This is a genomic window from Azospirillum largimobile, from assembly GCF_977007025.2.
In genome coordinates this window covers 427892-441004 of sequence record NZ_CDRMUA020000003.1, presented here as the reverse complement: position 1 = coordinate 441004, position 13113 = coordinate 427892, and the positions used below count along the sequence as shown (strand labels likewise).

The window sequence follows — 13113 nt, the reverse complement described above, 5'->3', positions numbered from 1 at the left end:
GTCAACGGAAATACAGCGCCACCCGCTTGCCGTCGATCTCGTGGATGTCCGCATCCACACCATAGACGTCGCGGATGACGCAGGGGGTGATGATGTCCTCCGGCGGGCCCTGATGCGCGATGCGGCCGTTGCGCATCGCCACGATCCGGTCCGAATAGCAGGAGGCGAAGTTGATGTCGTGCAGCACCAGGATGATGGTCTTGCGGAACTCGTCGGCGGTGCGGCGGAACAGCTTCATCATCGCCACAGCATGCTTGACGTCCAGGTTGTTCAGCGGCTCGTCCAGCAGGACATAGTCGGTGTCCTGGCACAGCACCATGGCGATGAAGGCGCGCTGGCGCTGGCCGCCCGACAGCTCGTCGAGGAAGCGGTGGGCCACCGCCTCCAGTTCCAGATAGCGGATGACCCGCTCGATATGGCCCTGGTCCTCCACCGTCAGCCGCCCCTTGCTGTGGGGATAGCGGCCGAAGGCGATCAGGTCGCGCACGCTCAGCCGCGCGGTCATCTGGTTGTCCTGCCGCAGGATCGACAGGTGCCGCGCCAGCACGTCGCCGGGCGTCGTCGTGACGTCCATGCCCTCCACCGTCACCGTGCCGGCGGGCACCGGCAGCAGGCGGCTGATCATCGACAGCAGGGTCGATTTGCCGGCCCCGTTCGCCCCAATCAGCGAGATGACGCCGCCGGCCGGCAGCGTGATCGACACGTCGTCGACCACCAGGGTTTCGCCGTAGGACTTGCTGGCATTCCGGACCTCGATCATCGGGCCGCTCTCCGCACAAGGATGATCAGGAAGACAATTCCGCCCAGGAACTCGATGACGATGCTGAGCGCGCCGTTGAGGCCCAGCAGCCGTTCCAGCACAAGCTGGCCGCTCATCAGCACCAGGATGGCGACCAGCGCCGCCACCGGCAGGATCAGCCGGTGGCGGTGCGTATCCACCAGCAGATAAGCCAAATTGGCGACCAACAGGCCGAAGAAGGTGACCGGTCCGACCAGGGCGGTGGAGACGGCGACCAGCACCGACACCATCACCAGCACCCGCATCACCTCGCGTCGGTGATCGACGCCCAGGTTGATGGCGGCGTCCCGCCCCAGCGCCAGAACGTCCAGCACGCCGGCCTTGCGCCACACCATCACCGACACCGCCAGCACGACCAGCGCCGACACAGCCAGAAGCTGGCCGTCCACCCGGTTGAAGCTGGCGAACATGCGGTCCTGCACCACCAGGAACTCGTTGGGGTCGATCACCCGGTACAGGAAGCTGGTGAGGCTGCGGAACAGCACGCCGAATACGATGCCCACCAGCATCAGCAGGTGAAGCCCGCGCAGGCTTCCCGAAAACAGCCAGCGATAGAGCAGCCAGGAAAAGGCCACCATCGCCGCGACCTCGATCCCGAAGCGCAGGCGCGGGTCGAAGGCCGACACAGCGGCGGATCCCAACTGGAACACCAGCAACGTCTGGATCAGCCGGTAGAGGGCGTCGAACCCCATGATCGACGGGGTCAGGATCCGGTTGTTGGTGATGGTCTGGAACAGCACGGTGGACATGGCGATGGCATAGCCGACCAGCACCATCGCCGCGACCTTGGTGCCGCGGAAGGTCAGGATGAAGCTCCAGCTTCCCTTCGCGCCGACGGTCAGGAACAGGACGATGGACGCGGCCGCCAGCCCGCCCAGCCCTGCGATCAGGACGGCAGGAGGCAGCGAACGGCGATCAGGCGGCATGGCGGTTCTTCCGCAGCAGCAGATAAAGGAAGATCGCGCTGCCGACGATGCCCATGGTCGTACCAATCGGGATCTCGTAGGGGCGGATCACCAGACGGCCGGCGATGTCGCAGGCCAGCACCAGCCCGGCGCCGAACAGCGCCACCCAGGGCAGCGAGAGGCGCATGTTGTCGCCGCGCATCAGGCTGATCAGGTTGGGCACGATCAGGCCCAGGAACGGGATCATGCCGCAGGTGGCGATCACCGCCGCCGTCACCAGCGACACGATGACCAGCCCGAGCGACACCACGCGCCGGTGGTTCAGGCCCAGGTTGGTGGTGAAATCCTCCCCCAGCCCGGCGACGGTGAAGCGGTCCGCCGCGGCATAGGCGACGGCGGTCAGCACGGCGCCGATCCACAGCAGTTCGTAGCGCCCGCGCAGAACGCCGGAGAAGTCGCCGGTCTCCCATGCCCGCACCGACTGCAGCATGTCGAAGCGGTAGGCGACGAACTCCGTCGAAGCGGTGATGACCGCCCCCAGCATGATGCCGACCAGCGGCACGATCAGCGGGGAGCGCAGCGGCATCCGCCGCAGGATGCCCAGGAACAGCGCGGTTCCCGCCAGTGCGCAGACGCCCGCCACCAGCATCCGGCCCAGCATCGGGGTTTCCGGCGCCAGCAGCGTCACCATCAGCATGCCGAACACCGCCGATTCCGCGGTCCCGGCGGTGGACGGCTCGACGAACTTGTTGCGGGCAAGCATCTGCAGGATCAGGCCCGACACCGCCATGCCGGCCCCGGCCAGCACCAATGCCAGCGTGCGCGGTATGCGGCTGACCAGCAGCACCTGCGTCGCCTCGTCCGAGGCTCCGCTCAGGATCGTGCCGATCGTCACGTCGCTGACGCCGACGAACAGGCTGGCTGCCGCCAGCGCGATGACGCCGGCGGCAGCCAGAACAATCCCCCTCATGCCGGCGACCCACCGCCGGCAGCGATTGCGAAGGCGGACATCGTCACGCCTTTCTCGTCAGGGCCGCCTTGATGTCGTCGGCATCCTGCTGCATGGCGTTCAGCCCGCCGCCGATCAGGTACCAGTTCGCCGCGTTCAGATAGACCACCTGCCCCTTCTGCCATGCGGCGGTCCGGCGCACGATCTCGTTGTCCAGCAGCTGCTTGGCCGACTGGCCCTCTCGCCCGATGGCGGAATCGCGGTCGATCACGAACAGCCAGTCCGGGTTGGTCTGCAGGATGAACTCGAAGTTGATCGCCTGCCCGTGGTTGGAGGTGTCGAGCTTCTCGGCCGCAGGCACCACGCCATATTCGGTGTGGAGCACGCCAAAGCGCGATCCCGGACCATAGGCGCTGATCTTGCCGCCGGTCGTCAGGATCAGCAGGCCCTTGCCCGCCTTGCCCGCGATCGACTTCACCTCGGCGATCGTCGCGCGCAGCTTGTCGGCACGGGCCTTCACCTCGGCGCTCTTGCCGAAGATGCGGCCCAGCGTGTCGGCATTCTCCAGCGCGCTGTCGAAGAAGCGCTCGGGCTTCACCGTCAGGTCGATGGTGGGGGCGATGGCTGAAAGCTCGGCGTATTTCGGGCCAGACCGGCCGCCGACGATGATCAGGTCGGGCTGTGCGGCGTTCACCGCCTCGTAATCCGGCTCGAACAGCGTGCCGATCCTGGCATAGCCGGGGCCGTCATACTTGGCGAGGTTGCCGGGCTTCAGCCCGCTCGGCGCGCCCGCGACCGGAACGCCCAGCGCATCCAGCGTGTCGAGCGACGCCATGTCGAAGCACAGCACCTTGTTGACCGTCTTGGGCAGCTTCGTCTCGCCCTGGGAATGGCGGATGGTGCCAGGGGCGGCGGTCTGGGCGAAGGCCGCCCGCGGCATGAGGAAGGGCGCCAAGCCGGAAACCCCGATCGCCAGACCTGCCGTCAACAGGTCCCTGCGGCGCGTCACGATGGTCATCACAACTCCCAAAATTATCCAGAATGCACCGAACCTGCGGACGCCGATAGGCGCAGGACAGGTCCGGGCGGGCAGAGCGGGCCGGTGCGCCCCCCGGGACCGGTCCCCGATGGCACATGCTAACGACTCTAATTCTCACTTGCAAAAACTTCCGCGTGGGGCGATGCGACGCAGCACGGATGGCGGCCATGCCCGCGCTTGGACCCTGCCGCCCTGCCCCGCGGCAGTGAGCGGGCTTCCCGAAGCCATCGCATCCGTTGCAGGCTCCATGTCTCGGGTGCCGTCGGCGCCTTGGCGACCGCGGTGAAAACAATGAGGGAAATCAAGAGAATGACCGATGGCCTGTTTCCGTCCTGGATGCTGTGGGCCCTGTTGTCCGCCTGCTTCGCGGCGCTGACCGCCATCTTCGCCAAAGTCGGGGTGGAGGGTGTCGGCTCCGACATGGCGACACTGATCCGGACGGCCGTCATCTTCCTGCTGCTGATCGGCATCGTCGTCTCGACGGGCCAGTCGCTGTCGCCATCGGCGGTATCGGGAAAGACCTGGCTGTTCCTGGTCCTGTCGGGCCTCGCCACCGGGGCCTCCTGGCTCTGCTATTTCCGCGCGCTGAAGCTCGGTCCCGCCTCGCAGGTGGCGCCCGTCGACAAGCTCAGCGTGGTGCTGGTCGCCCTGTTCGGCGTGCTGTTCCTCGGTGAGAAGCTGTCGGCACCGAACTGGCTCGGCGTGGTCCTGATCGCCGCCGGTGTGATCCTGCTGGCCTTCAAGTAGGCCGCTTGCCCCGCAACGCGACTGCATATCATTATCGCTGGCCTTCAAGAGACCGAAGAGAGCACCATATGGGCAGCATGAGCGATCTTCCCCCCGCGCCTGCGGACCGGTTCGAATCCCGCCAGGGAGCCAGCCGAGCGAGCGACAAATTGACGCGCGGGCGCATGATCGTGGCGCTGGATGCCCTTCTGTCGAAGCGGAACGTCACGCTGGCCGCTCGGGAACTGGACATGCAGACCCCGGCGCTCAGCCGCCTGCTCGGCCAGATGCGGGAGGAGTTCGGCGATCCGCTGTTCGTCCGCTCCGGCCGCGGCCTCGTTCCCACCCCCTTCGCCGAGGCGCTGCGGCCGAAGGTGCAGGGATTGGCGGCGGCCATCGACGACCTGTTCCAGCCGACCGTCACCGCCCTGCAGTCCGAGCCCTTCGATCCGGGCTGGAACGTCCCGTCCTCCGTTCCGGTCCCGCCGCTGGCGACGCGGCCGGCCAACCTGCTGGACGGCCAACCCTCCCCGGCGGAGGTGGCCGCCAATCTGGAGCGGGTCGGCCAAAGCAACTCCCCCCATGACCGGCTGGCCCGGAACATCGGCGTCCTCGGCATCGCCGGCGGCGGCCATGGCCGCCCGCTGACCATGGAGGAAGCGGAAGAGGCGATGGGCATCATCCTGGCCGGCGAGGCGGACCCGATCCAGACCGGCGCGCTGTTCGGCATGATGCGCGTGCGCGGCGCCACCGCGCCGGAACTCGCCGGCTTCGTGCGGGCGATGCAGGGCCATGTCGCCGCCCGGTTCGAGGGGCGCTTGGGCCGGGGGCACCCGGCAGCCCCGTCCCCCATTCCCGAAGCCGACCTGGACTGGCCCTGCTTCACCTCGCCCAACTACCACAACCCGCCCTGGTTCTTTCATGCCGCGAAGCTGGTGGCGCAGGCGGGGCACCGCGTCCTTCTGCACGGCAACACCGGCAGCGGCCCCGCCGCCGGACGGTACGAGGTGGTGGCCGCCGCGCTGGGGATTCCGGTCTGCTCGACCGCGGACGACATCGGCGCCGCTCTGGCGACCCAGCGGATCGCCTATGTTCCGCTGACTGCGCTCGCCCCGCAGATCCATCGGCTGATCGGCCTGCACCGGCTGACCCAGTTCCGCAACGCAGCCCTGGAGGCGGTCCATCTGCTGAGGCCGGCCGGCGGGCGCACCAGCCTGCTGGGCGTGACCAAGCCGTCGCACCGCGAACTGCATCGCGACACCGCGCGCCTGCTGGGCTTGCCCCACATCTCCGTGCTGGGCAGCGTGCGCGACGTCGCCCAATACACGCCCTTCCGCCCGGCAACCATCCATCGCCTGATCGACGGCGAGCCGAACGACCTGGCCCTTCCCTCCCGCATGGCGGAGCCGCCGGCCACGCCCCGGCCGCGTGGCACCAGCCTGGAATACTGGCAGGGGGTGTGGACCGGTGCGATGCGCGATGCGCGGGCGGAGCGGATCATCGTCGGTACCGCGGCCTTCGCCCTGTTTTCGCTGCCCGGCGACGGCGGCGGGTTCGATGAGGCAATGGCCAAGGCGGACTATCTGTGGAAGCAACGTCAATCACGCTGAGCCGCGATGCGGATGCAAATCATTCTTATTAACGGCGTGATATTTCAGCAACAAGGCTGAATCCGGCGTCCACCGCCGTCGCTCCATGACACCGGAATCGCTGCATCAGTCACTCCTAAAGCACTGACATGAAAGGGAAACATAAATATCCCCCGGCAGCGCTCCCTCATGGGTGCCGGGTGCCTCTCCACGCCCTCGTGGCGCAGAGAATCTCATCCGCACCCGCCTTGGTAGGTTAGCGATTTTGCAATTTAGAATGATTCTGAATCTCGCCTGTTGTAGGAGGCGGCTATCCCATTGGTAGAAGGCGGTCCAGCGATCGTCCAATCACCTTGGCGCATTTCGGGAGAGCTTGATGCGACAGACCACGTCCCCCAACGGACTGAGACCCCTTCTGGCCGGTGCGGCCGCCACGGCCAGCCTGGCCATGACCTTCGCCATTCCGGCGACGGCCGATGCGCAGACGGCCGGCACGGGAACGGGCGCTCCGGGGACGGGTCCGACGCCGCAACGCTCCTCCACCGACGCCCTCCAGCTCGATTCGATCAAGGTCGATGCCGTTGCGCCGGAAACCGGCAACGTCAACGCCGCCCCCACCGGCGTGTCCCGCCTGCCGGAAACGGTCAAGGACACGCCCCGCGTCGTCAACGTCGTGCCGCAGGAGATCATCGAGCAGCAGCGCGCCACCTCGCTGGAACAGACCCTGCGCAACGTGCCGGGCATCACCATTTCGACCGGTGAAGGCAACGGCGGCCAGAACGGCGACCAGTTCCGCATCCGCGGCCTGACCGCCCGCGGCGACATCTACACCGACGGCCTGAAGGACTTCGGCGTCTACACCCACGACGTCTTCAACACCGAAACGGTGCAGGTCTTCAAGGGGCCGTCGGGCAACGGCTTCGGCGTCGGCAACTCCGGCGGCGTGATCAACCAGGGCACCAAGAAGGCGTCGCTGCAGCCGAAGGTCCAGATCGACCAGTCGGTGGGCACCGGCCCGACCTACCGCACCACGGTGGACATCAACCAGCCGCTCAGCGATACCGCGGCGCTGCGGGTGAACGGCCTCTACCACACCCAGAACGTCGCCGACCGCGACGAGGTGGAAGCCGACCGCCGCGGCATCGCCGCGGACCTGGGCCTGGGCCTGGGCACGCCGACCACCTGGCACCTGAACTACGCCTTCCTGAAGGGCGAGAAGACGCCCGACATGGGCCAGCCGATGGTGCAGGGCCGCGACGGCATCTTCCGTCCGGCGGGGGAGTTCGGCCTGGACCGCTCGACCTCCTACGTCCGCAACCTCGACCGCGACGACACCGAGAACCACATCCTCACCTCGACCTTCGCGCATGAGGTGAACAAGGCGCTGTCGGTCTACAACGACTCCCGCTTCAGCCATTACGAGCGCAACTTCGCCGCCACCAACCCGGCCGCGCTCACCGGCACCGCCGCCACCCAGTTCCTGGCCGGCCGCAACCCGGTGATCAGCTATGGTGCCGGCGGCGGCATGGCCTTCAAGCAGCAGGGCTTCGGCGTCCAGAACGTCACCGGCGCCAAGGTGAACGGCGAGCTGTTCGGCATGCGCCATTCGCTGAACGGCGGCCTCGACGTCAGCTATCAGCGCGACAAGCGCGAATCCGGCAGCTGGGTCAACCGCACCAACACCCAGACCATCCGCAACCCGTCCCACAGCTATGCCGCCAACACCGCCATCCTCTATCCGGCGGCCGGCGGACGTGAATCCAGCGTGACCAACGCCGGCCTGTTCGTCACCGACCGCGTGTGGCTGTTCGACAAGCTGTCGGTCCAGGGCGGCCTGCGCTGGGACTATTTCCGCACCAGCTTCAGCGCCGCCGATCCGGCGATTGCCGGCGGCTCGGCCTCCGAGCGCACCTGGAGCCCGTCGGTCAGCCTGATCTATGAACCGACACCGGATTCGTCGGTCTACGCCTCCTACTCGCGCTCCTACAAGCCGATCGGCACCGACATCGCCGCGGCGGTCACCAACGGCACGGCGGAGACGCCGAACGGCGCCCGCAGCTTCGATCCGGAGCAGACCGACCTGTACGAGATCGGCGGCAAGGCCGATTTCCTGAACGGCCGCCTGGGCGTCAGCGGCGCCATCTTCCAGGCCGAGAAGTCGAACACCTACTCGGTCGATCCCGCCACCGGCACCGTCACCGACGGCTTCTCCGAATCCGGTCTCGGCGTCCGCGTCCGCGGCTTCGAGGCCAGCATCAGCGGCAAGGTGACGGAGCACTGGAACATCTACACCAACTACGCCTACCTGAACGGCAAGGTGACGGAGTCCCGCACCAACCCGGCGCTGGTCGGAAAGGTGGCCCCCAACGTGCCGAAGCACAATGCCAGCCTGTGGACGACCTACGAGTTCGAGGCCGGCATTCCCGGCAAGTTCACGGTCGGCGGCGGCATGCAGGTGGCGTCGGAATACTGGTCGGACAGCGCCAACACCGCCCGCGTTCCCCACACCTTCTCGGCCGATGCGGTGGTGTCCTACGAATACCGCAACGTCTCCGTGGCCCTAAACGGCTACAACCTGACTGACCATCGCAACTACACCTCGGCCTTCAACGCCGTCCGCGCGGTCCCGGCCTCCGGCCGCACCGTCATGCTGACGACGGGGCTGACGTTCTGAAAGTTCCCTCTCCCCCCTGGGGAGAGGGTTAGGGTGAGGGGGACGCGCGGCGAGGATTCTCGGACCAACACGCGGTGCTTCCCCCTTCACCCCATCACAAGGACCTTCTCACGTGCTCCTGCAGATCCCCGAAATCCTCACCGCGGACGAGGTTGCGCAGTGCCGGTCGGTGCTGGAAACCTCGCCCTGGGTCGACGGGCGCGTCACCGCGGGCGATCAGGCCGCCGGCGCCAAGCACAACCTGCAGATCCCCGAGGAAAGCGAGACCGCGCGGGAACTCGGCGTCGTCATCCTCCGCGCGCTCGCCCGCAGCCCGGCCTTCAATTCGGCCGTCCTGCCGCTGCGGGTCCTGCCGCCGATGTTCAACCGGTATGACCGGGCGATGACCTACGGCTATCATGTCGACAACAGCATCCGCGCCATTCCCGGCACCGGCGGCATGCGCATGCGGGCCGACGTGTCGACCACCATCTTCCTCAGCGATCCCGAGGATTACGACGGCGGCGAGCTGATCGTCGAGGACACCTACGGCACCAAATCGGTCAAGCTGCCGGCCGGCCACGCCGTGGTCTACCCGTCCAGCAGCCTGCATCAAGTCAGCCCGGTGATGCGCGGGTCCCGCTGGGCCTCCTTCTTTTTCACCCAGTCGATGGTGCGCGACGACGGGCTGCGCGCCATGCTCTACGACCTCGACATGGCGATCATCGAGTTGCGGCAGGAGCTGGGCGACGGCCACCACGCCGTCCTGTCCCTGGTCAACCACTATCACAACCTGCTGCGCCGCTGGGCGGAGGTGTGATGGCGGAGCGTGCGCGGACGGCCATGCCGGGGTTGAGCGTCGCGGACACGCTGCTGGCGCTCGGCCAGTCCTGCCTCGACCGCGGCGAGGGCGAACAGGCCTATGGCTGGTTCCGCAGCGCCGCGCGCGGCGGCGACGCACGCGCCATCAACATGCTGGGCCGCTGCCTCGAACATGGCTGGGGCGTTCCCGCCGATCCGGTCCAGGCCGCCGCGCACTACCGCAAGGCTGCCGATCTCGGCGACGGCTGGGCGCTGTTCAATCTGGCGGACCTCCATTGCCGCGGCGTCGGCGTTCCCGCCGACGACGAAGCCGCCTACCGGCTCTACGCCGTTTCCGCCGCCAAGGGCATCGCCAAGGCGCTGAACATGCTGGGCCTTTTCCACGAGAGCGGACGCGCGGTGCCCGCCGACGATGCCGCGGCGCGTGCCCTGTTCAAGGCGGCGGCGGAAGGCGGCGACTGCTGGGGCCGCTTCAATTATGCCCGCATGCTTCTGCTCGACGGGCTGCGCGACGAGGCGCTGCGCTGGTTCCGCCTTGCGCTCGACAGCGGTTTCCCCGACTTCTACCGCAGCATGGCCGCCGCGTTGGCGCCGCACCCCGATCCGCGGATCCAGGCGCTGGCAGCGCAAGCCGCTGCGCTTGCCGAACCGGACTCCCCGCAGGAAGCGAAAGCCCATCGATGAGCGTTCCGCCCGATACCGTTTCGCTGTTCGACTATGAACGCCACTTCAACGATCGCGTCGATCCGGCCACCCGCGCCTATATCGGCGGCGCCGGGGCGGACGGCATCACCCAGCGCGCCAACCGCGAGGCCTTCGACCGCCTGCGCCTGATGCCGCGCGTGCTGCGCGACCTGTCCAACGCCACCGCAAGCTCAAGCCTGTTCGGCGAGACGCTCGACTACCCCATCATTCTAGCCCCGATGGCCTATCACAAGCTGGTCCATCCCGATGGCGAACTGGCGACGGTGGAGGCCGCCGGCCTGACGCGCAGCTGGATGACCGTCAGCACCCAGGCCAGCGTGCGCCTGGACGAGATCGCCCGGCGGGCTTCGGCGCCGCTGTGGTTCCAGCTCTACACCCAGCCCCGGCGGGAGGACACGCTGACGCTGGTGCGCCGGGCGGAGGATGCCGGGTGCCGGGCGCTGGTCCTGACGGTGGACGCACCGGTCAACGGCATGCGCAACATGGAACAGCGCGCCGGCTTCCGCCTGCCGCCCACCATCGCGCCGGTCAACCTCGCCGGCCTCGCCCCCGACACGTTCAGGCCGGCCCGCCCCGGCAGCCCGGTGTTCCAGGGCATGCTCCATGCCGCCCCGACCTGGGAGACGGTGGCGTGGCTGTGCGGAGAGACGCCCCTGCCCGTCCTGCTCAAGGGCATCCTCAACCCCGACGACGTGGAGCCCGCCATTGCGGCGGGGGCCGGCGGCCTCATCGTCTCCAACCATGGTGGCCGGACGCTGGACACCCTGCCCGCCACCATCGACGCGCTGCCCGCGGTCGCCGCCAAGGCCGCCCGCCGCCTGCCGGTGCTGATGGACGGCGGCATCCGCCGCGGCACCGACATCCTGAAGGCGCTGGCCCTCGGCGCCGATGCCGTGCTGGTCGGCCAGCCGGTGCTGCACGCGCTGGCGGTCGGCGGATTGGCCGGCGTCGCCCATATGCTGACGCTTCTCCAGACCGAGTTGGAGGTCGCGATGGCGCTGACCGGCCGCGCGACCCTGGCCGAGATCGATCGTTCGGTGATCCACCCGTCCGCATGAGCAGGGTCTACGTGGCAGAGACCTGATCGCGCAGCACGCGCTTCGTCACCTTGCCGTTGGCGTTGCGCGGCAGCGCATCGCCCAGCAGGGTCACATAGTCCGGCACCTTGTAGTCGGCGAGGTTGGCCCGGCAGAAGTCGCGCACGTCGTCCTCGGTCAGGCCGCCGGACTTGGAGATGACGAAGACGTGGATCTTCTCGCCCAGCACCGGATCGGGATGGGCGACCACCGCCGCCTCCACCACGTCGGCATGGCGGACCAGCAGGTTTTCGACCTCCACACTGTAGATCTTGTGGCCGCCGCGGTTGATGACGTCGTTCTTGCGGTCATAGAGCCGCAGATAGCCCTGCGCATCCACCGCCCCGATGTCACCCGACCGCCAATAGCCATCGACGAAGCTGTCGCGGGTGGCGTCCTCGCGGTTCCAATAGCCGCGAATGGTCATCGGCCCGCGGATCCAGACCTCCCCGCTCACACCCGGCGGGCATTCGCGGCCATGTTCGTCGATGATGCGCAGGTCGCCGCAGGGCACGCACATGCCGACCGAATCCAGGCAGGCGCGGGTATGGCCGATGGGGACCACGCTGATGATGGTGGCGCATTCGGTGGAACCGTAGGCGTTTAGCAGATGCAGGTCGGGCAGCCGCTCCGCCATCGCCTCCACCGTCGCTTCCGGCATCGGCGCACCGCCGAAGCCGCCGATCCGCCAGGAAGACAGGTCGTAGCGGCTGAAATCGGCGCGCAGCAGGCAGAGATTGTACATCGCCGGGACCAGCACGGTGGTGGTCATGCGCTCCCGGCTCGCCAACTCCAGGAATCCGGCGACGTCGAAGGCCGGCATCATCACCGTGCAGCCGGCGACGCGGATCATCGCCATCACCACGGCGACCAGCCCGGTGACATGCGAGGCCGGCACGGCCAGCACCGCCCGCTCCCCCTCGCGATAGTCCCAGCATTCCTCGAAATGCATGGAGGAGTGGATGATGTTCACATGGGCCAGCAGCGCGCCCTTCGGCTTCCCCGTGGTCCCGGAGGTGTAGAGGATGACGGCGGTGTCCTCCTCCCCCTGCGCCGTTGCGGGACCCGGAACAGATGCGTCGGCTTCCAGCAGATCCTCGAATGGCCGGCAGCCCTCCACTGCGCCGCCGACCGACAGCCGCAGGGCCAGTGACGGCACCTCCTCGGCAGTGGGCATGCGGTCGGCGAGGGCTGCGTCATGGACCAGGATTGAGGCGCCGCAATCGTTGAGGATTCCGGCGATGCCCGGCCGCTGTTCGCGCGCGCTGATCGGCACCGCGACGATGCCGGCACGCGCCGCCGCCAGCAGCGCGATCAGGAACTCCGCCCGGTTGCTCATCACCAGGGCCATGCGCTCGCCCGGCCGCACGCCCCGCGCCATCAGCGCAGCAGCGGCGCGCGTCACCAGCCCGTCGAGTTGGGAATAGCTGTAACGCCGCTCATTATCCACCAGCGCCTCGCCATCGGGCCGGCGGGACACGGCGTCGCGGAACATGGCGTCGATGGTCGCCGGACGCTCGCTGTAGCATGGTACGAGACGCGTGCCGAAAAGCAGCTCGCGCCGTTTGGGAACGCCCGTTCCTTCCGGCCAGGACATGCCCGTCCTCCCTGTCGATTTCGTTGAATTCCATGAAGGGGCCGGCGCCGCAGCCGCGGATCTCCGCGCATGAGCCGCAGGGTTACCGCGCCTAAGGCCGGAGTAGCCGCTTTCCATCACGGAAGCCCTTCTCCCCTTGCGGGAGAAGGGCTTAAGCAGCCGATCAGACCTACGTGCTACAACCCTGCATGAACCGGCACCGCCCTTGTCGATCTCCCAAAGACTATGTCATTCTATGAACTGAGTGTCAAAC

The 13113-nt window shown here is 67.8% G+C and carries 11 protein-coding genes; 6 read left to right on the top strand and 5 right to left on the bottom strand.

All coding sequences use genetic code 11. The features are described 5' to 3' along the window. Nucleotide 1 precedes the first annotated feature (1 nt). The 4 genes from ACWPKK_RS19615 to ACWPKK_RS19600 are packed head-to-tail and all read right to left on the bottom strand — an operon-like array spanning nucleotide 2 to nucleotide 3593. Nucleotides 2-760, bottom strand: a complete 759-nt coding sequence (locus tag ACWPKK_RS19615; RefSeq protein WP_452007431.1) for an iron ABC transporter ATP-binding protein — start codon at nucleotides 758-760, stop codon at nucleotides 2-4. Further along, nucleotides 757-1725, bottom strand: coding sequence for an iron chelate uptake ABC transporter family permease subunit (locus ACWPKK_RS19610; RefSeq protein ID WP_452007429.1), 969 nt, complete (start codon nucleotides 1723-1725; stop codon nucleotides 757-759). Before ACWPKK_RS19610 ends, ACWPKK_RS19615 begins: the two co-directional genes overlap by 4 nt. Further along, on the bottom strand, nucleotides 1715-2674 hold the full coding sequence (locus ACWPKK_RS19605; protein WP_324870479.1) for an ABC transporter permease: 960 nt from the start codon (nucleotides 2672-2674) through the stop codon (nucleotides 1715-1717). Before ACWPKK_RS19605 ends, ACWPKK_RS19610 begins: the two co-directional genes overlap by 11 nt. 43 nt (nucleotides 2675-2717) lie before the next feature. After that, on the bottom strand, nucleotides 2718-3593 hold the full coding sequence (locus ACWPKK_RS19600; RefSeq protein WP_452008220.1) for a siderophore ABC transporter substrate-binding protein: 876 nt from the start codon (nucleotides 3591-3593) through the stop codon (nucleotides 2718-2720). Between the two features lie 408 nt (nucleotides 3594-4001). Between ACWPKK_RS19600 and ACWPKK_RS19595 the strand changes: the two genes are divergently transcribed. The 6 genes from ACWPKK_RS19595 (at nucleotide 4002) to ACWPKK_RS19570 (ending at nucleotide 11245) form a co-directional block, all read left to right on the top strand. Then, entirely contained in the window at nucleotides 4002-4439 is a 438-nt protein-coding gene (locus ACWPKK_RS19595) for an EamA family transporter (protein WP_324870481.1), read from the top strand. Between the two features lie 149 nt (nucleotides 4440-4588). Further along, the gene (locus ACWPKK_RS19590) at nucleotides 4589-6028 is read left to right on the top strand and encodes a glycosyl transferase family protein (RefSeq protein WP_452007426.1); all 1440 of its coding nucleotides are present in this window, start codon (nucleotides 4589-4591) and stop codon (nucleotides 6026-6028) included. 355 nt (nucleotides 6029-6383) lie between these two features. Next, nucleotides 6384-8681, top strand: a complete 2298-nt coding sequence (locus ACWPKK_RS19585) for a TonB-dependent receptor (RefSeq protein WP_452007424.1) — start codon at nucleotides 6384-6386, stop codon at nucleotides 8679-8681. Nucleotides 8682-8793: 112 nt separating this feature from the next. Then, nucleotides 8794-9480: a Fe2+-dependent dioxygenase gene (locus ACWPKK_RS19580; RefSeq protein WP_452007422.1), complete on the top strand. Its 687-nt coding sequence runs from the start codon at nucleotides 8794-8796 to the stop codon at nucleotides 9478-9480. Further along, nucleotides 9480-10166 (top strand): tetratricopeptide repeat protein, encoded by a 687-nt coding sequence (locus tag ACWPKK_RS19575; protein WP_452007420.1) that lies wholly within the window; start codon nucleotides 9480-9482, stop codon nucleotides 10164-10166. Before ACWPKK_RS19580 ends, ACWPKK_RS19575 begins: the two co-directional genes overlap by 1 nt. Further along, a complete protein-coding gene (locus tag ACWPKK_RS19570; protein ID WP_452007418.1) occupies nucleotides 10163-11245 on the top strand; it encodes an alpha-hydroxy acid oxidase in 1083 nt (360 codons plus the stop codon). Before ACWPKK_RS19575 ends, ACWPKK_RS19570 begins: the two co-directional genes overlap by 4 nt. A gap of 7 nt (nucleotides 11246-11252) precedes the next feature. Here the strand turns inward: ACWPKK_RS19570 and ACWPKK_RS19565 are convergent, their stop codons facing one another. Beyond that, nucleotides 11253-12860: a class I adenylate-forming enzyme family protein gene (locus ACWPKK_RS19565; protein WP_452007416.1), complete on the bottom strand. Its 1608-nt coding sequence runs from the start codon at nucleotides 12858-12860 to the stop codon at nucleotides 11253-11255. Between the last annotated feature and the right edge of the window lie 253 nt (nucleotides 12861-13113).